This window comes from Neoluteolibacter marinus, from assembly GCF_014904755.1.
In the GTDB taxonomy this organism is placed as follows: domain Bacteria; phylum Verrucomicrobiota; class Verrucomicrobiia; order Verrucomicrobiales; family Akkermansiaceae; genus Haloferula; species Haloferula marina.
In genome coordinates this window covers 10,624-28,023 of the sequence record NZ_JACZFQ010000045.1, presented here as the reverse complement: position 1 = coordinate 28,023, position 17,400 = coordinate 10,624, and the positions used below count along the sequence as shown (strand labels likewise).

The window sequence follows — 17,400 nt, the reverse complement described above, 5'->3', positions numbered from 1 at the left end:
CGCCTAGCGCTTCGCCATCTGCTTGCGGAAAAGCGGGATGAACTCCGCGTCGATCCAGGCGAACGCGGCGTCGAGACCCTGTTCGCGGTAGATGCGTCCGATTTTCGCCTCGACCGAGGTCGGTGCCCCGAAGGCGCTCAGGAAGTCGTTCGAGGTCAACCGGGTAAACCAAGCACCGTCCATCGATCCCCGCTCTTTCAGCACCCAGGATCGGGCGAAAAGGGCCAGCACGGCATCGCCGATCCACGCGAACTCCCGCTCGATGCGGATTTCCTCGGTCTTGTTCATCTCGCCGCGAGACTGGGTTCAGGGGATCGGCCGGGCCAGCTTTTCCATCCGCTGGCGGTCAAGTTGCTCGCGCAGGCGGGCTTCCGAGTCGGAGTTCCAGTAGCCCGGCTGCAGCTCCATGAAAACGCTGGTGTACGGCAAGGCGGTGGTCGTGCGGATCACCAGCACGTTGAAGCTTCTCGTCGCGTCCTCGATCAAGGTCAGCAAGGACTGCTGCTCGAGCTCGGTGGTCTCATGGGCGTGCATCGACGCCTGCAATTGCCGCCGGAACTCGTCGATGCCCGGGGCGTAGTCGTTCTCGACCGCCCTCAACTCCCGCGCAACGTAAACCCGCGGGGTCACGTGCTCGGTCAGCTCGAGGGTTTTCAGCACCTCGTCGACCACCGCGGGAATCTCCTCGCTGGAAGTCATCTGGCGCACACCCGGGCGGCTGTGGGCGGGAAACGAGGCCTCGGCGACGACGATCCAGTTGCGATATCCCAGTTTGCCGGTCTGCGAGGCAAGCGCCGCGCGCCAGTCATCCTCCGGCTGCATGTAGCCGCAACCCGCCAGCACCAGCGGTAACAGAAGCAGCAGGCAAGCTCGGACCCGGGAAAACATCGGCGCGAGTAAACGACGGAGGGACGGGACTGTCAACGGGGGCGGGGTAACTCCCCGCCCCTTATCTCCGGCATCACATCAGTTTTGCACCGGCGTCCGCCAGTTCCGAGCGCTCGCCACGGCTCAACGAGACGTGGGCGACGAACGGCAGGCCCTTCAGGCGGTTGCGGGTGTAAACCAAGCCGTTGCTGCGGCTGTCGACGTAGGGATTGTCGATCTGGGCGGGGTCCCCCACCAGCACCAGTTTGGACCCCCGCGACATCCGGGTCACCACGGTCTTCGCCTCCTGCGGGGTGAGCTGCTGCGCTTCGTCGAGCACGAAGAAGCGGTTCGGAATCGAGCGCCCGCGGATATAGCACAGGGCCTCCACCTCGATCACCCCCTGGTCCATGAGGATCTCCCACGGTTTCTTGACGGCGGGACCGTTGTCCGCCGCGCCGTCTTTCTTCACCTGCTTGCGGCGCGGGCCGAGCGGGCCGACCGGCCGCATCAGCAGGTCGAGCGCATCGTGGATCGGCTGCAGCCAGGGCCGCATCTTTTCGTCCAGCGTCCCGGGCAGGAAGCCCAGCTGGTCACCCATCGCCACCACCGGGCGGCTGACGGTGAGACCGGTGTAGCGGCGGTTGAACATCTCGTGGAGACCGGCGGCGACCGCCACCAGGGTCTTGCCGGTCCCGGCCTGGCCATAGCAGGTGACCAGCGAGATGTCCGGGTTGAGCAGCGCGTCGATCAGGCAGCGCTGCCCGAGGTTCATCGGCTTCAAGGCGGTGCCGTCCTGGATCTTCAGCGCTTCCGGGATCTGCAGGCGGACCAGCTTGCCTTCCACCGTCATCCGCGCCGGCATGGTCTGCTTCTCGCCGGCCTCGAGCAGGACGTACTGGTTCTGGACGATGTCCGGCCGCCGGTCTTCCTCGATGGTGAGTTCACCCGCACTGGCGAAGCGCTGCATCTCCGATCCGTCCACCTCGATACGACGGACATCGTAGCTCGACACCTCGCGGGCGTCGACCTTGTCATTGAGGTAGTCCTGGCAGTCGATGCCGACGGAACGGGCCTTGAGCTGCATGTTGATGTCCTTGGTCACCAGCACCACGGGCGCCTGGTTGTGGGCCATCAGCAACAGGGTGCAGGCGAGGATCCGGTGGTCGACCCGTTCCTTGTCGGGAAAGATCCGGTGGAAGCGCGACAGCATCTCGGAGTTCTTCGGGCACAGCATCGGATCGTAGATCACCAGCCGCAGCGTGCCGCCGCCATCGGTCGAAACCCCGCTGGTCACGTTCCTCGAACTTGAAAAAACCTCCGTCAACTTGCGGTGGACCTTGCGCGCGTTGGCGCCGCGTTCCGTCTGCTCGGTCTTGAAGCGGTCCAGCTCGGCGAGCACGTCGACCGGGATGCAGATGTGATTGTCGGTGAAGCGCCCAAGGCAAGCCGGGTCGTGGAGCAGCACGTTGGTATCCAGCACGAAGTTCTTCGCGACCTGCGAAGGCGATTTCAATCCGAACTCGGCAGGGTTGCTCCGTTTCCCCGGTCCATTGGCCTTCCGACTGACCCCGCCCCCGTGTTGAGTTTCCTCGAAAAGTCGGGCTTGGACGTCCTCGGCACGGTGGATCATGGTGGGGTGGTTGGTGTTTGGGAAACCGGCGGATCAAGTGGGACCGGGCACCGGTCCGCCACCGGGCCCTGGCAAACCGCCACGCGGCGGCAAATGGAAAAGTCTTTTAATCAAGACTTCTGAACTATTACCACCGCGCCGCGAAAGGCAACTCTCAATTCTGTCGTCCCCGGATCATCCGGGTGAGATCCTGGCGCCGGATTTTCCCCAGCGGGCTCTTCGGGATCGCTGCTACTTCCATGACAGATCCAATGCGCAGGAAGCCCTGGCACGACACGTTGTAGGCCTCGAGAACCTGCGTCAGCTGCCCGGAAGGGACGGATTCCTCGTGGACGAGAACGAGCCGCTTCCCCGCACGTTTGTCATCCACCGCCACCACCACGAGCTGCCCCGGATCGATGCGTCCCGCTGCATGCTCCAGCAACCGCGCCTCGACGGACACCGGATCCACCAACTCGCCGAGGATCTTGACCAAGGTGTCGATTCTCCCCGCAACCGTCAGTCCGTGGTCGCCGAGGCTTCCGGCATCCGAGGTGAAATGCCACTCGCCACGACGTTCCTCGTAGCTCCAACCCGCCGTGAGGATTCCAGAATACAGGGCCTCGCCACGAATGGCGATCCTGCCGTCCGCCTCAATCCTCACTTCCCAACCCGGCAACACGCCGATCGGCTGCGGGGTGTAGGGCCGCCCCAGGCAGTCGAGCCCCTGGGTGGCGACCTGTGAACCGGCTTCGGTCATCCCGTAGCTCGCCAGCACCGGCCAGCCCAGCTCCCGGGCGGCCCGGCCCGTCGACTCCGCGAGCACCCCGCCGCCCACCACGATCGCCCGCAACGAAGCCGGCGCCCGCAGGCCCGCGGCGACCAGGTCGTGGACTTGGGTCGGCACCAGCGAAAGATGGCTCGGTTGTTCGTCCGCAAGCCAACGGGAAAAGAGCACCACGTCCCACTTCCGGTCGAAGTGCGCGAAACCGCAGCCCGCTTGCCGGACCCTCGCCAAAACCCCGAAGCCGCCGACATGATCGACCGGAAGGGCCAGCGCCCAGCGGCTGGCGGCATCGACCCCGAGGTGCCGGTTGACCGCCATGGCCGAAAACAACAGGGCCCGGCGGCTGAGACCGATCCATTTCGGCACGCCGGTGCTTCCCGAAGTCCGGAAGTAGATGAGCCCTGGGATCCCGGCCGGGGCGGGAAAGCCCGCGCCCATCAGCACCGGATCGTCGCTGGCCCAGAATTCCGGACCGGTCAGGGCACGCGTTTCCATGGCAGCTCCTTGAGCAGATCGTCGAATCCGAGCCCCTTGCCCGCCGGGGCATGGAACTCCGGGGTCCAAGGCCCCAAGGCTTCGGTGAAGGCATCCGGCTCGAACAGGTGGTGCGTCTGCAGCCCGCACACCCCGACCAGGCCGGGGAACTGCAAGGCGAGGCGCCCCGCCTCCCACGCCGCGAATGCTTGCCCGAACGGGTGGTCCATGTAGCCGGTCACCACTACCTGCTGGCCGCGGCCCGCCGCGGCTTCAGCGAGCAGCCAGGGCTCGTCGACGGCGGGCTTGATCACCGTCACCTGTGCCGCCTCGCGGTGCGGCCCGGCTTCCCGGTCGACCGCCAGCTTCAGGCGGGTCGCCCGGTGCAGCCCGTTCCACTTCGCCTCGGAAAAGGCGCAGGGGTCCTCGAGGAAGTCGATCTTTCCCCGGACTTCGGCCGGCAATCCGCCGATGCGATCCGCCAGATCGCCGGCATCACCGGTTTCATTGAAATCCAATCGCCACCTCAGACCGGGATGCGTGGCAGCCATCCGCTCGAGGAAGGCCAGCTCGGCCGACGGCGATGCGCCGCACTTCAGCTTTGCCACCTTGAATCCGGCCGCCACCGCCGTCGCGACTTCGTTCTCATCGCACCCGGCCAGGGTGGCATGGCTCTCCGGGACCTCGAGTTCGTCGAACAACGAGTCCTCCACCGAACGCGCGGCGCCATCCATTTCCAGGCACCGCAGCGCGCGCCGGACGATCGGCCATCGCCGGGCCCCGGCAAGGTCGGCGAGACACTTTTGCAAAGTAGGGTCGCCGAGTTCGGGCCAAGGATGAATGCAGGCGTGACCGCCCTCGGCATCGCGCAAGAGCAAGCCCTCGAACTCGCGCCGCGCGGTCCGCGCGTTCAGCTGTCGCCGGCTTTTCAGCCGATAGTGCCAGTACCAGATCAGATTGCTCACGGCCGGAGTCGTTGCATGGCTTTGGCGAAAAATCCAACCTCAGAGCTTCGCCGCAAGCAGATGGAACATCCCGGCAAAGGCCACCAGCTGCAGGGCGGCCATGGCGAGCAGGCGATTCATCCCCTTGCCCTCCGGCATCGTGAAAGCCCCCCACAGGATCCTCAGGCCCAACGTCCACAAGGGCAGCGTCGCCAGCACCAGCCACGGCAGCCCGAACGCGAACCAGACCAGCCCGAGAAACACCGCCAGCTTGATTTCCAGCCAGATCACGATCCGCGCCGGCTTCGGCCCCAGCCGCACCGCCAGGGTGCGCTTGCCGGTCGTCGCGTCCTCCTCGCGGTCGCGCAGGTTGTTGATCGAGATCAAGACCGCCGACAGCAGCCCGATCTGCCCTCCCAGCAGGAACGCTTCCGGCCGCCACTCCAGGGTCTGCACGAACACCGTGCCCGCCACCGCGACCAGCCCGAAAAACAGCACCACGAACAGTTCGCCCATGCCCCGGTAGGCCAGCGGGAACGGTCCGCCGGTGTAGCCGTAGGCCAGGTAGAGCGACGGCACGCCGATCGCCAGGATCGGCCAGCCCGCCGCTTGGTAGAGCACCACGCCGCACGCGAACGCCAGCAACAGGAACACCCCGCCCGCGACCATCACCGCCCGGCGCGACACCAAGCCGCTCGCGGTGACTCGCTGCGGCCCGGTCCGCCGTTCGGTGTCCGCACCCTTCGCCGCGTCGATGGCGTCGTTGAACAAGTTTGTCGCGATCTGGATGAAAACCGCCCCCGCGAGGGTGCACACGGCGAGCAGGAGATCGAAGGTCCCGGTCAACTTCCATGCCAGCACGCAGCCCGCCCAGACCGGGACAATGGCAGCGGGCAGCGTCTTCGGCCGGGTAGCGAGCAACAGCGGAGCGATCACGCCCGGAACAAGCCCGCCTATCCCCGGCCTGCCAAGCAAACAAAAACCCGTCCCGGGGTCACCGGGACGGGCGAATCGAATCCGAATACCTTGAATCAGAACTCCTTGCCCACCTTCAGGCCGACATAGTGGCCCTCGACGTGGCTGCTGAGACGGGCCTCGTAGTCGAGCACCGCGTTCCAACCGCTGTTGCAGTAGAAGCCAATGCCGGTGCCGAGCACCGCCACGTCCTCGTCGGGCTCACCCAGCGGGAAGCCGAACAAGACGTTGCCGTCGTCCTCGAACTCATGCTCCCAGGCAGCGCGAACCTGCGGGACGAGCGTGCCGCCCGTGAGCTGGATCGGGAACGACAGCTGGTAGCCGAGGATGCTGGCCAGCGACTCGATGTCCTGCTCGGGGAAGAACCCGGCACCCGGGCCGACTTCGGTGTAGGCGTCGATGGAGCCATCGATCCAGCGCAGGCCGGCGAACGGTCCATGGGTCACGCTGCCGGACTGGAAGTTCAGGCCGGTGGTGAATTCCACCTGATCCGTATCCGCCTCGGGCGAAGCCGACGCGAAGCCGCCGAAGCTCGCGCGGCGCAGGTCGAAGTCATGGAAGCCGTGCGAATACATCAGGTCGGCCCAGAAATCGGCCGATCCCAGCATGTCCGCCTCGTAGAACGAGATGTAGGGCGTGAGCGTGAGGGAATCGATGTCGCTGCTGCCGAAGAAGCTCATATCGACGTCGGTGCTGGCACCGCCCACCGCGAAGCCGGCGCTCCAGTTCTCGTTGAAGTGGCGCTCAATCCCGACGTTGCCGCCGAAGATATCCACGTCCGTGCCAGGATTCCCCAGCACGCGGGTGCCACGGAGGGCGCCGGGGACATTTTGGTTCACCACCAGCACCTGCCGGTCCTGGTTTTCGGTGTAGTAGAAAAGGGAGCCATAGATTTCCCAGCAGCGCATGCTGGTGACCGTGCGGGTGATGGGGGTCTTGGACATGCCACCCTTCGAGTCGGTCGCCCCGTCCACCACCGTTTCCTCGGTGGTGGTCATCGGCCGCAGGCCGGCCCGCATGCGGAACAAGCGGTCGCCGACATCGCGGGTCGTTGCGCGGGCCGTGGAAAGCGCCGCGGAACCGATCCCGGCATTCACCGACAAGCCGGAATCAATGATCACATCAAATTCCTGGCCCTTGCCCGCTTGGGCGGCGGGAATGGCGGATAAGGTCGCGAGAGCAACCCACAACTGGCGTTTCTTGGTTTTACTTAGGTTCATATCGGTTGCCCCCGGATAGAGGCAACCGCTCGCCTAACAGACAGCAGGGTTTCGTGCAAGCAACAAACCGGACACACGAACGCCCCCATTCCACCTGTCAGACGCCCCCATCAAGGAACGCGGGGGAACTTGGAAAAGTCGGGTTTCCGCTTCTCGATGAAGGCCTGTTTGCCCTCCTTTGCTTCTTCGCTCATGTAGTAAAGCAAGGTTGCATTGCCGGCCAGGTCGAGGAGACCCATCTGGCCGTCGCAGTCGGCATTGAGCGCCGACTTGAGGCAGCGCAGGGCGAGCGGCGAGTGGACCAGCATCTCGCGGCACCACTTCAGGGTTTCCGCCTCCAGTTCGGCAAGTGGCACCACGGTGTTGACCAAACCCATCTCGAGGGCTTGTTGCGCGTCGTACTGGCGGCACAGATACCAGATCTCGCGGGCCTTCTTCTGGCCGACGATCCGTGCGAGATAACTCGACCCGAGACCGCCGTCGAAGGACCCGACCTTCGGACCGGTCTGGCCGAAGCGCGCGTTGTCGGCCGCGATCGTCAGGTCGCAGACCACGTGCAGCACGTGCCCGCCGCCGATCGCGTAGCCCGCGACCATCGCCACCACCGGCTTGGGCATGCCCCGGATCTTCTTCTGCAAATCGAGCACGTTGAGCCGCGGCACCCCGTCGCCGCCGATGTAGCCGGCATGGCCGCGCACCTTCTGGTCGCCACCGGAGCAAAACGCATCCGGCCCCTCGCCGGTCAGAATGACAACGCCGACCTGCGGGTCCTCATGGGCCATTTCAAAGGCCGCCAGCAATTCCTTCACCGTCTGCGGCCGGAAGGCATTGCGCACCTCCGGACGGTTGATCGTGATCTTGGCGATCTGGCCTTCATCCGTCGTCTCGTACCGGATGTCCTCGAATTCACAAACTGGGCTCCACATGGCGGCGGGAGTCTTGGCTCAGGAAAGCACCCGCTCAAGAAATTCCCCGGCCTTCGACTGAAATGCTTCCGGCGCGTCCCACGGCACCCGATGGCCCGATTCCGGAGCGATCCACAGTTCGCCAGCCGACAAACGCTCCACCGCCCGCTCGCCAAGCTCCCTGAATTTCACGTCGCGCTCGCCGGCGCACCACAGCACCGGGCAGCCGATTTCCCCCAGCCGCTGCCCCAGCGGTTCCTGCGCGCCGAGCGACCAGTCGATGAAACTCCGCGCCACCGCCTGCCTTCGCTGGGCGGAAAGCGGCGGCAACATCCCTGAATCCGCCAGCACCGGCTGGGCATTCCATGCGGCGAGAAATTCGCTCCAATCGCCCGACAAGGCCTTGCTCGCCCACTCCGCGTCCGCCGCGCGGCGGGTCGCCCGCTCGGACTCCGCCTCCAGCCCCGGATGCGGCGCCACCAGCACCGCCGCGTCCCACGGGCCGCCTTCGAGCAGCGCGTGCAGGGCAAGACGGCCGCCCATCGAGTAGCCGAGCAGCACTTTGCGCCCCGGCACCGCCACGGCCTCGCGGTTCAGCGCCCGGCCGAACTCCGGCAGGCTCATCGGGCAGCAGTCGAGAAAGCGCCACAGGTCGACCCGCTTCACGCTCCAACCCGGGATTCCGAAGCCCCGCCAATCGGCCGCCTGGCCGACCGCCCCGTGCAAGCACCAGATGGTTCCTTTCATTCCTTTCGTGCCCGATCCTCCACCGTCTCGGGTTCCTGACAAGCAGCGTCTCCCGACATGCAAGATGCACGTAACTCATTCAAGGCTCGACATTTCTCGGGCCAGTTTCCAAAGACAACCCCCTCTTCTAACACAGCGCACCCCCATGCACCTGACGAGTCGTTCACTCCTCGCCGCTTCCCTCCTCCTTTCCACCCTCCACGCCGCGCCCGACACGGTCGACACCGCCTTCGCCGCCTCCGCCGGCCAGGCCTTCGACGCCACCCAGTACGGCGGCGTCGCCTCGGTCATCGTCCAGTCCGACGGCAAGGTGATCTTCGGCTCCAATGAAATGCCCGGCACCGCCGGAGGATCATCGTTCAATACTTCGCTGATCCGCTTCAATCCGGACGGCTCGCTTGATACCACCTTCTCCGCCGACAACGACCCGAACGGCTCCGGCCTTGGCATTTACTACGACGGTGCCGGCTGGCCCGAGATCCACGCGCTCGGGCTGGACTCGACCGGTAGAATCATCGTCGCCGGGGTCCTGCAGGGGATGCGCGACGGGACGAACTCGCTGGCATCGAACTCGATCGTCCGTCTCAATCCCGACGGCACCCTCGATACCACCTTCGTCACCGCCGGCACCACCGCGGGCGGCGGCTTCAATTTCATCGAGGACGTCACCGTCCAGCCCGACGACAAGGTGATCGCCTGCGGTGGCTTCAGCGGGATCCGCGACGGAGCCGGGCTGCCCGCGGTCACCCGCCACGGCATCGCCCGCTTCAACGTCGACGGCACCCTCGACACCGGCTTCGCCATCAACCCCGCCGACTTCGCCGTACCGGCCGGGGTTCCGAACCTTTCCGGTTTCTTCCGCCAGGCCGCGCTCGACGCGTCCGGCAACCTCTATGTGGTCGGCGAGTTCGATTGGGGCACCAGCTATCCGCGGACCACCCTCCCCGTGTTCGCCCGCCTGTTCCCCGACGGCACCCGCGACACCTCCTTCAACCCCACCGTCAATGGCACGGTCGCCAGCTACTCCGGATGCGTCGTCGAGCCTTCCGGCAGCGTCACCCTGCTCGCCTACCGCGACATTTACCAGACCCAGAGCTTCATGGCGCGGTTCCACGCGGACGGCTCGCCCGACGCGTCGTTCGCGCTCGATGCCTCGCTCGGCCGCATCACCTCCCGCCCGCTCCAGCGCGATCCCAACGGGAAGTTCCTCATCGCCACCAATAACGCCGGCAGCCAGGACCGCCTGCTCCGCCTGAACAACGACGGCTCCCTTGATCCGACCTTCAGCGCCGATTCGTCCTTCGTCGCCGGGCCTCAGGGCGCGGGACTCGGCTACTTCGGCACCTTCACCACCGCCGCCTCCGGGAAAATTTACGCCGGCTCGTTCTTCGACACGGTCAATGGCGTGAGCACCAAGAAGCTGGTCGCCTTCGAAGGTGACACCGTCCCGAACGCCCCCGGGACCCTCCAGTTCGCCGCCCACGCCTACTCGGCGACCGAGCAATCCGGCGTCGCCCGCATTTCCATCACCCGCACCGGCGGGAGCACCGGCGTCGCGACCGCCACCTTCTCGACCTCGAATTTCACCACCACCAACGCCGACTTCACCCCGACCACCGTCACGGTGACCTTCCCCGCCGGCGTCGGCGGGACGAAAATCGTGGAAGTCCCGGTCACCGCCGATGCCCTGGTCGAGGATCCCGAGGTCGCCAATCTTTCGCTCACCAACATCACCGGGGCCGGCGCCGGCACGCTGACCAGCGCTTACCTGACGATCCTCGATTCGAATTCCCCGCCACAGATCATCCTCCAGCCGCTGGCGCTCTTCGTCCCGCCGACCAACTCCTTCGTTCTCGCCGTCGGCGTCCTGCCCGGTGCCACGCCGGTGACCTACCAGTGGTTCCGCAACGGCACGCCCGTCGCCGGCGCGACCTCGCCGCTGCTTTTCGTGGCGTCCGCGGACCCCGCCCTCCACAACGGCGACTACACCGTCCAGGTCACCAATCCGAACGGCACCACCACCTCCGCCGTCGCCCCGGTCACGGTGAAAAACCCGGCTGTCCTGGCATTCACCAGCCCCACCGCCACCGCGGTGGAAAGCGATGGCACGCTCACGCTCACGCTGCGCCGCAGCGGCTCGGACGTCGGCGCGGTTTCCGTCGACGTGAGCCTGGTCGACGGCACCGCCAACAGCCCGGCCGACTACACCTCTAGTATCACCACCGTTTCCTGGGCCCATGGCGACACCGCCGACAAGACCGTCTCGATCCCGCTGGTCAACGATACCGCCGTCGAGTCGCCGGAAAGCTTCCAGGCGGTGCTCGGGAACTTCTCGCTCGACGCGATTTCGGGGACCCCATCGTCCGTCGCCATCACCCTGCTCGATGACGACTCCGGACCGGCGATCACCACGCCGCTCGCCTCGATCCGCGCGGTGACCGGCTGGAACGCCGGCTTCACGGTGGGCGTGCAGTCGCAGACCGCGGTGACCTACCAGTGGTTCAAGGACGGCGTCCTCGTTCCCGGTGAAAGCGGTGCCACGCTCAGCTTCGCGCCCGTCACGCTGGCGGACTTCGGCTACTACTCGGTCGAAGCCACCAACAGCGCCGGCACCGTGACCTCCGGGCCGGTCGAACTCGGCGCGCGGCCCAATCCGCTCGACCGCGTCGCGCTCGACCTCACGGTCTCGAGCAACCAGTTCAGCGGCATCCGCCAGCGGCCCGACGGCACCTACCTGATCTTCGGAGCCTTCACCTCCGTGCCGACCTCCGGCAGCACGCTCAGCATCGGCCGCCTCATCCGCACCCTGCCCGACGGCACGGTCGATCCCACCTTCAACCTCGCGCCAAGCTCGACCGTTTCCGACGCCCTCGAGCTGCCCGACGGCTCGCTCATCCTCGCCGGCGGCTTCACCCAGCTCGGCGTGGTGCCCGTGCCCGGCCCGCTGACCCGCGTGCTCGCCGACGGCAACATCGACTCCGACTTTGCCGCGAATCTCCCCTCCGGAATCGGCAACCTCCGAGACCTCGATCTCGGTCCCGACGGCAAGATCTACCTGACCCACGCCAACGGCATCGATCGCTTGAACTTCGACGGCACCTTCGACGCCGCGTTCCGCGCCAACGTCATCGCTCCCTTCGAGCCCTTCGCCACCTACAACAAGCTCGAGTTCGGCCCCGGCGGCGAACTCTACCTCGCCGGCCGCGTGCAGCTTCCCGGCCTCGGCTACCGCAACCTCGTCAAACTGAACCCCGACGGCAGCCTCGATCCGACCTGGAAGTTCACCTACGGCAACTCCACTTTCTCCAACATCGGCATCCAGCCCGACGGCAAGCTCATCGTCCCCGGGTCCTCCAGCAGCCAGCTCATCCGCCTGCTGCCCGATGGCGGCACCGATGCCTCGTTCACCCCGATCTCCAGCGTCTACAACCAGACCTTCGGCGTCGCCGCCGACGGGTCGATCTACACCGCCTTCAGCAGCAGCTCGAACACCCGGCTGCGCCGCTACCTCCCGAACGGCACCCTCGACGCAACCTTCAACGGCGGCAGCGAAGTCGCCGCGAACAACACCATCAGCTCGATCGCCCCGCTCCCCGACGGCTCGATCTCGATCCATGGCTCCTTCACCACCCTCAACGGCGTCGCCGCCTCGCGACCCTACCTGATTACCGCGCAAAAGCAGGGCATCACGATCACCAGCCAGCCGCTCACCCAGATTGCTGATCCCGGCGCCGACGTTATCCTGCAGGTCGTCGCCACCTCGGTCACGCCGCTGGCCTACCAGTGGATGAAAAACGGCACGCCCCTTGCCGGGAAAACCCTGCCGTCGCTCCAGCTCGATGACGTCACGGCCGCTGACACCGCCGGCTACTCGGTTGAAATCACCGCGGGCAGCTTGTCGGCGACCTCGCAGGTCGCCACGCTCACCGTCCGCGACCTGCCGGTGGTGCTCGTCACTCCCGCCGACCGCACCCTGCTGCTCGGCAGCCCGCTGGAACTCGCCGTGAACTGGGTCGGTCTCGAGCCGGCGACCTTCGAGTGGTTCCGCAACGGCACGCCCGTCCCCGGCCAGAACACGGCCACCCTTTCGATCGCCTCGCCCGTCGCCGGCGACTCCGGCCTCTACACGCTGCGCATCACCAACTCGCTCGGCCAAATCACCAGCCAACCGGTGGTCGTGAACCTCGTCCCGGATCCCGCCGCCCTCGCCGCCGGCTACATCCCGGCCACCGGCGGCAGCCCGCAGGTGCAGCACATCGTCCCCGAGCCCGGCGGCGCCTACGTCTTCCACGAGTTCTCCAGCATCACCCACCCGTCGGGGAGCTACAACGCGGTGCTCGAGCGCATCAGCGCCAACGGCAACATCCGCGAGCCCCACACTTCGGCACCGAACACCAACCTCCAGGTCGTCGCCCGCCACGCCGCCACCGGCGATCTCTACCTCGGCGGATACCAGCTCTACGTCGATGGCTCCGGGCCCTACCGGGTCGCCCGCACCGCGGCCGACGGCACCCTCGACGCGACCTACACGGCGAACGCCACCGCCGCCCTGGACGCGATCAACCTCCGCCCCTACGCCATCGCCTTCGACGCCGACGGCCGCGCCCTGGTCGGCGGGCTCAACGGCCTGTTGGTCCGCCTCAACACCGACGGCACCCTGCACCTGAACTTCGGTACCGTCGTCAACTCACTCAGCACTCTGCGTCAGATCAGGGTATTGCCCGGGGGCAACATTCTCGTCCTCGGCCAAAACGGCATGGCCCGCCTTCTTCCGGCCGGCACATTGGATCCGACCTTCGTCTTCGCCGCGCTGCCGGGCAGCTCGTCCTACGAGTATTTCGAGCTCGATCCCGCCGACCACATCCTGCTCCCGCGACCCGACTTCGCCGACCAGCCGGTCTTCCGGCTTTCCCCGGACGGAGCCTTGCTCCAAACCCTCAACTTTCCCTATGCCACCTACAACTTGGTGAGCCGGATCCTCGTCGCACCGGACGGCTCGATCCTCGTCGCCCACAACAATGGCAAGCGCCTGTTCCGACTGAAACCCGACGGCTCGCCCGACCCGCTGTTCGACATCGGAGTCTCCGGGTTCAACGCCACCATCTCCACCCTCGCCTCCGCGGAAGACGGCTCGCTCTGGGTCGGTGGGTCCTTTACCACCCTCAACGGCGTCAACGCCCGCGGCGTCGTCCGTCTCGCCGGCGAACCGCTCGATGTCATCTTCAGCGCTCAGCCGGCCCCGAAAACCGTCGACGCCGGCCAAACCAGCACCTTCACCGTCTCCGCCAGCGCTTCCGGAGGAGCCTCGCTTTCCTACCTGTGGCGGAAAAACGGCATTCCGCTCGCGGATGGCGGCGACATTTCCGGCGCGACCACGGCCTCGCTCGCCATCGCCAATTCCGAGGACGCCGACGAAGGCAGCTACGACGTCATCGTCACCAACCTCGCCACCGGCCGCCCCTACCTTTCGAACGCCGCCGGCCTGACCGTTCTCCGCGAACCCGAGCTGCTCGCGCTTTCCCCCGCGCAGTCGCTTGAAGTCGGCGGCGTCCTCAACCTCTCGGTCAGCGCCCGCGGGGCCGGCAGCCTCGGCTACCAGTGGCTCCGCAACGGCACCCCGATCTTCGGCGCGAACGCGGCAACCTTCTCGATTTCTCCCGTTCAGGAAAGCGACAGCGCCACCTACTCGGTGGAGATCAGCAACGCCTACGGCATCCTCACCACGGTCGACATCCCCGTCACCGTCACCCTCCCGGCCGGCGGTGTCCGTTTCACCAGCCCGCAGCTGACGTTCGGTAGCAACGTCGCCGCCATCCTGCCGCTGCCCGACGGCCGCACCCTGGTCGGTGGCTACTTCACCAACGTCATCGCTAACTCGACCAATTACAACATCAGCGAACTCGCGCTGCTGGATGCCGCCGGCAATCTGGTCACCAGCTTCGACCTCAACCCGAGCAGCAGCGTCGATGCCCTCGCCCTGATGCCCGACGGTGGCGTGCTTGTCGGCGGCAATTTCACCTTCATCGGCGGCGTCTCCCGCGCCCGCCTCGCCCGCTTGAAGCCGGACCTCACCGTGGATCCCGACTGGAACCCGGGCACCGGCGCCAACAGCCGCGTCACCGCCATCACGGCGGCTCCTTCCGGCTACTACCTCGGCGGCCTCTTCACCGCCTATCAAGGCAACACCGCCCTCGGCAATGTCTGCCGCATCCTGCCCGACGGCTCGCCCGACCCGTCCTTCACCCCGCCTGCCCTGGGGGCCGTCTACGCCCTGCAAGCCGATGGCGAAGGCGTGCTCGTCGGCGGCACGATGAGCGTCGCCAACCCCGTTTCCGCCACCACCCAGGTCGGCATCGTCCGCCTGAACTCCAACGGCAGCCACGACACCGGCTTCGTCTCCACCATGCCCTTCGGCACCACCGTCTACAGCATCGCCGCGCTGCCCGACGGAAAATGGCTCGCCGGCGGCACTTCGGGTCGCCTCCAGCGCTTCCTGGCCGATGGCTCGACCGACTCCTCCTGGAACGCCAGCGCCAACCAGACCATCCGCTCGATCGTCGTCCAGCGCGACGGCCGGATCGTGATCGGCGGCAATTTCACCACCCTGGCCAGCGTCAGCACCAACCGCATCGGCCGCCTCATGCCGAACGGTTCCTTCGACGCGTCCTTCGCCCAGGGCGCGGGGGCCGACGGTGAAATCCTCACCCTCGCCCAGGACGCCCTCGGCGCGCTCCACATCGGCGGGAACTTCAACAACTACCGCTCGCTCCAGCGGGGCCGCTACGCCCGCCTGAACGGCACGCCGGTTTCCCTCGGCATCGCCATCCAACCGGTCGCCCAGGTCGTGAACCCCGGCGCCACCGCCCAGTTCAGCGTGGTCGCCACCGCCACCGACACCATCGGCTACCAGTGGCGGAAGAACGGCGTCGCGCTCGCCAACGGCGGCGACATCTCGGGAGCGAACAGCGCCACCCTCACGGTCGCCGACGCCGGGGATGCCGACGAGGCGTCCTACGACGTCGTTCTCACCCACTACGGCGACGCCACCACCCTGACCTCCGCCGCCGCCGGCCTGGTCGTCCTCGGTGCCCCGGAAATCCTTACCGCCCCCTCGGCGGTGACCACCGAAACCGGTCTTGCCGCCACCTTCCGGGTCGTCGCCCGCGGCGTCGAAACGCTGGGCTACCAGTGGTATCGCGGCGGCGCCCCGCTGACCGACGGACCCGGGATCAGCGGCGCGACCACCAACGAGCTGGTGCTTTCCGATCTCGCCGTCGCCGACAGCGGCAGCATCGCGGTGCGCGTCACCAACCCGCTCGGCTTCATCGACAGCACTCCGGTCGCCCTGCTCGTCGAGAAACTCCCCGCCGCGCGCGACCGCTCGATCGTGCTGCCCGTCAGCGTGAACACGACGATCAACGACGTGATTCCCTTCGCCGACGGGAGCTACCTGATCGGCGGCAGTTTCACCTCGGTCTCCCACACCACCGGCAGCGCCAGCCGCCGCTACCTCGCCAAGTTCAACGCCGACGGATCGCTCGACGCCAACGTCCCGCAGGTCAACGGCAGCGGAACCGTTGAAATCCTCGCCCTGGCTCCGGACGGGAAAGTGTATGTCGGGGGTTCCTTCACCTCGCTCAGCACCACCGGCGGGACCGTCACGCGCAACCGCATCGCCCGCCTCAACAGCGACCTCTCGCTCGACACGGGTTTCGCCGCCCCCGGCACCGGTCCGAATTCCACGGTCAAGTGCATCCTTCCCCTCGCCGACGGCAAGGTCCTGATCGGCGGCCAGTTCAGCACGGTCGATTCCGCCGCCGGCACCGCCTACGTCGCGATGCTGAATTCCAACGGATCCATCGACACCGGCTTCACCTCGCTGGCCAGCACCACCGTCAATGACATCGCCCCGGCCGGCGACGGCACTTTCTGGCTCAGCCACGCGAACAGCTACGGCGGCCAGCAACGCATCGTCCGTGTCACCGCCACCGGCGCCATCGCCGCCGGCTTCAGCTACACCAGCAACCTGAGCTCGGATCGCGTCAGCCCGCAGCCCGACGGCACCGTGTTGTCGCTCGCCAGCTACGCGATCCAAAAGATCGAGACCTCCGGTGCCATCGTCAGCGGCTGGGGTGGCCCCGGCACCTACCTCGGCGTCTCCAGCCCGAGCGCCATCAGCACCCTTGGAAACGGCCGCATCTATCTCGGCGGCAATTTCACCAGCATCTACAGCGGCGTCACCAGCTTCACCCGCAACCGCATCGCGGCCTTCGAGGCGGATGGCACCATGATTGAATCCTTCGATCCCGGAGACGGCTTCAACGGCGCGCCAACCCGCATCCGCACCGACGCCGCGGGCCGCGTCTGGATCGTCGGCAACTTCACCACCTTCCGGGGTGAGGATGTTCCGCGCATCGCCGTTCTCAACGGCCTCGGCACCGGTTCCGCCGATCCCTTCGAAACCTTCGTCGCCAGCCTGCCCGCGAACCTCCGCGGCGAAGACGACGACGCCGACCTCGACGGCTTCGCCAACCTCGTCGAGTTCCTCTTCGGCACCGATCCCGGCAGCGAGAACTCGACACCCGCGCCGCTCGCGACCGGCAGCGTCGAGACGGGGGCCTCGCTCTCGCTCGATCCCGCCAAGACCTACCGCGTGATCGAGATCGAGACACCGAAGGACACCCTCGGCACCACCGTCGATCTCGAGGCCTCGCAAGACCTCACCTTCAGCGGCGACGCCTCCGCCACCGAGATCGGACCGCGGATCGACTACGGCCTGACCGAAACCCGCCGCTACTACCTGCTGCCTGCCATCGAGGACGCTCCGGCCATGTTCTGGCGGATGAAGGTCACCCGCTAATCGGCTGGC

Annotated in this window: 10 protein-coding genes; 1 reads left to right on the top strand and 9 read right to left on the bottom strand. The window is 66.7% G+C overall.

Annotation, left to right across the window (positions count from 1 at the left end; genetic code table 11):
* Positions 1-3: 3 nt before the first annotated feature.
* From IG178_RS10510 to IG178_RS10470, 9 genes are all read right to left on the bottom strand, one after another.
* Positions 4-288: a ribonuclease III domain-containing protein gene (locus IG178_RS10510; RefSeq protein ID WP_193212500.1), complete on the bottom strand. Its 285-nt coding sequence runs from the start codon at positions 286-288 to the stop codon at positions 4-6.
* Between the two features lie 18 nt (positions 289-306).
* Positions 307-888 carry an RbsD/FucU domain-containing protein gene (locus IG178_RS10505; protein ID WP_193212499.1) on the bottom strand — a complete coding sequence of 194 codons (582 nt, stop codon included), beginning with the start codon at positions 886-888 and terminating at the stop codon, positions 307-309.
* 73 nt (positions 889-961) lie between these two features.
* On the bottom strand, positions 962-2,500 hold the full coding sequence (locus IG178_RS10500) for a PhoH family protein (RefSeq protein ID WP_193212498.1): 1,539 nt from the start codon (positions 2,498-2,500) through the stop codon (positions 962-964).
* Positions 2,501-2,654: 154 nt separating this feature from the next.
* Complete coding sequence (locus IG178_RS10495; RefSeq protein WP_193212497.1) at positions 2,655-3,761, bottom strand: AMP-binding protein; 1,107 nt, start codon at positions 3,759-3,761, stop codon at positions 2,655-2,657.
* A complete protein-coding gene (locus IG178_RS10490; protein WP_193212496.1) occupies positions 3,743-4,705 on the bottom strand; it encodes an enolase-like domain-containing protein in 963 nt (320 codons plus the stop codon). Before IG178_RS10490 ends, IG178_RS10495 begins: the two co-directional genes overlap by 19 nt.
* Before the next feature lie 39 nt (positions 4,706-4,744).
* Positions 4,745-5,620, bottom strand: a complete 876-nt coding sequence (menA, locus tag IG178_RS10485; protein ID WP_193212495.1) for a 1,4-dihydroxy-2-naphthoate octaprenyltransferase — start codon at positions 5,618-5,620, stop codon at positions 4,745-4,747.
* Between the two features lie 95 nt (positions 5,621-5,715).
* On the bottom strand, positions 5,716-6,879 hold the full coding sequence (locus IG178_RS10480; RefSeq protein ID WP_193212494.1) for an autotransporter outer membrane beta-barrel domain-containing protein: 1,164 nt from the start codon (positions 6,877-6,879) through the stop codon (positions 5,716-5,718).
* A 110-nt stretch (positions 6,880-6,989) separates the two neighbouring features.
* Positions 6,990-7,805: a 1,4-dihydroxy-2-naphthoyl-CoA synthase gene (gene menB, locus IG178_RS10475; RefSeq protein ID WP_193212493.1), complete on the bottom strand. Its 816-nt coding sequence runs from the start codon at positions 7,803-7,805 to the stop codon at positions 6,990-6,992.
* 18 nt (positions 7,806-7,823) lie between these two features.
* The gene (locus IG178_RS10470) at positions 7,824-8,531 is read right to left on the bottom strand and encodes an alpha/beta fold hydrolase (RefSeq protein WP_193212492.1); all 708 of its coding nucleotides are present in this window, start codon (positions 8,529-8,531) and stop codon (positions 7,824-7,826) included.
* A 145-nt stretch (positions 8,532-8,676) separates the two neighbouring features.
* On the opposite strand from IG178_RS10470, the gene IG178_RS10465 reads away from it, so the two are divergent.
* Positions 8,677-17,391 carry a Calx-beta domain-containing protein gene (locus IG178_RS10465; protein ID WP_193212491.1) on the top strand — a complete coding sequence of 2,905 codons (8,715 nt, stop codon included), beginning with the start codon at positions 8,677-8,679 and terminating at the stop codon, positions 17,389-17,391.
* The last annotated feature ends 9 nt before the right edge of the window (positions 17,392-17,400 follow it).

Bases quoted from the DNA above. Each gene is read 5' to 3' on its own strand.
- IG178_RS10510 (WP_193212500.1), bottom strand. From the start codon at position 288: ATGAACAAGACCGAGGAAATCCGCATCGAGCGGGAGTTCGCGTGGATC.
- IG178_RS10505 (WP_193212499.1), bottom strand. From the start codon at position 888: ATGTTTTCCCGGGTCCGAGCTTGCCTGCTGCTTCTGTTACCGCTGGTG.
- IG178_RS10500 (WP_193212498.1), bottom strand. From the start codon at position 2,500: ATGATCCACCGTGCCGAGGACGTCCAAGCCCGACTTTTCGAGGAAACT.
- IG178_RS10495 (WP_193212497.1), bottom strand. From the start codon at position 3,761: ATGGAAACGCGTGCCCTGACCGGTCCGGAATTCTGGGCCAGCGACGAT.
- IG178_RS10480 (WP_193212494.1), bottom strand. From the start codon at position 6,879: ATGAACCTAAGTAAAACCAAGAAACGCCAGTTGTGGGTTGCTCTCGCG.
- menB (WP_193212493.1), bottom strand. From the start codon at position 7,805: ATGTGGAGCCCAGTTTGTGAATTCGAGGACATCCGGTACGAGACGACG.
- IG178_RS10470 (WP_193212492.1), bottom strand. From the start codon at position 8,531: ATGAAAGGAACCATCTGGTGCTTGCACGGGGCGGTCGGCCAGGCGGCC.
- IG178_RS10465 (WP_193212491.1), top strand. From the start codon at position 8,677: ATGCACCTGACGAGTCGTTCACTCCTCGCCGCTTCCCTCCTCCTTTCC.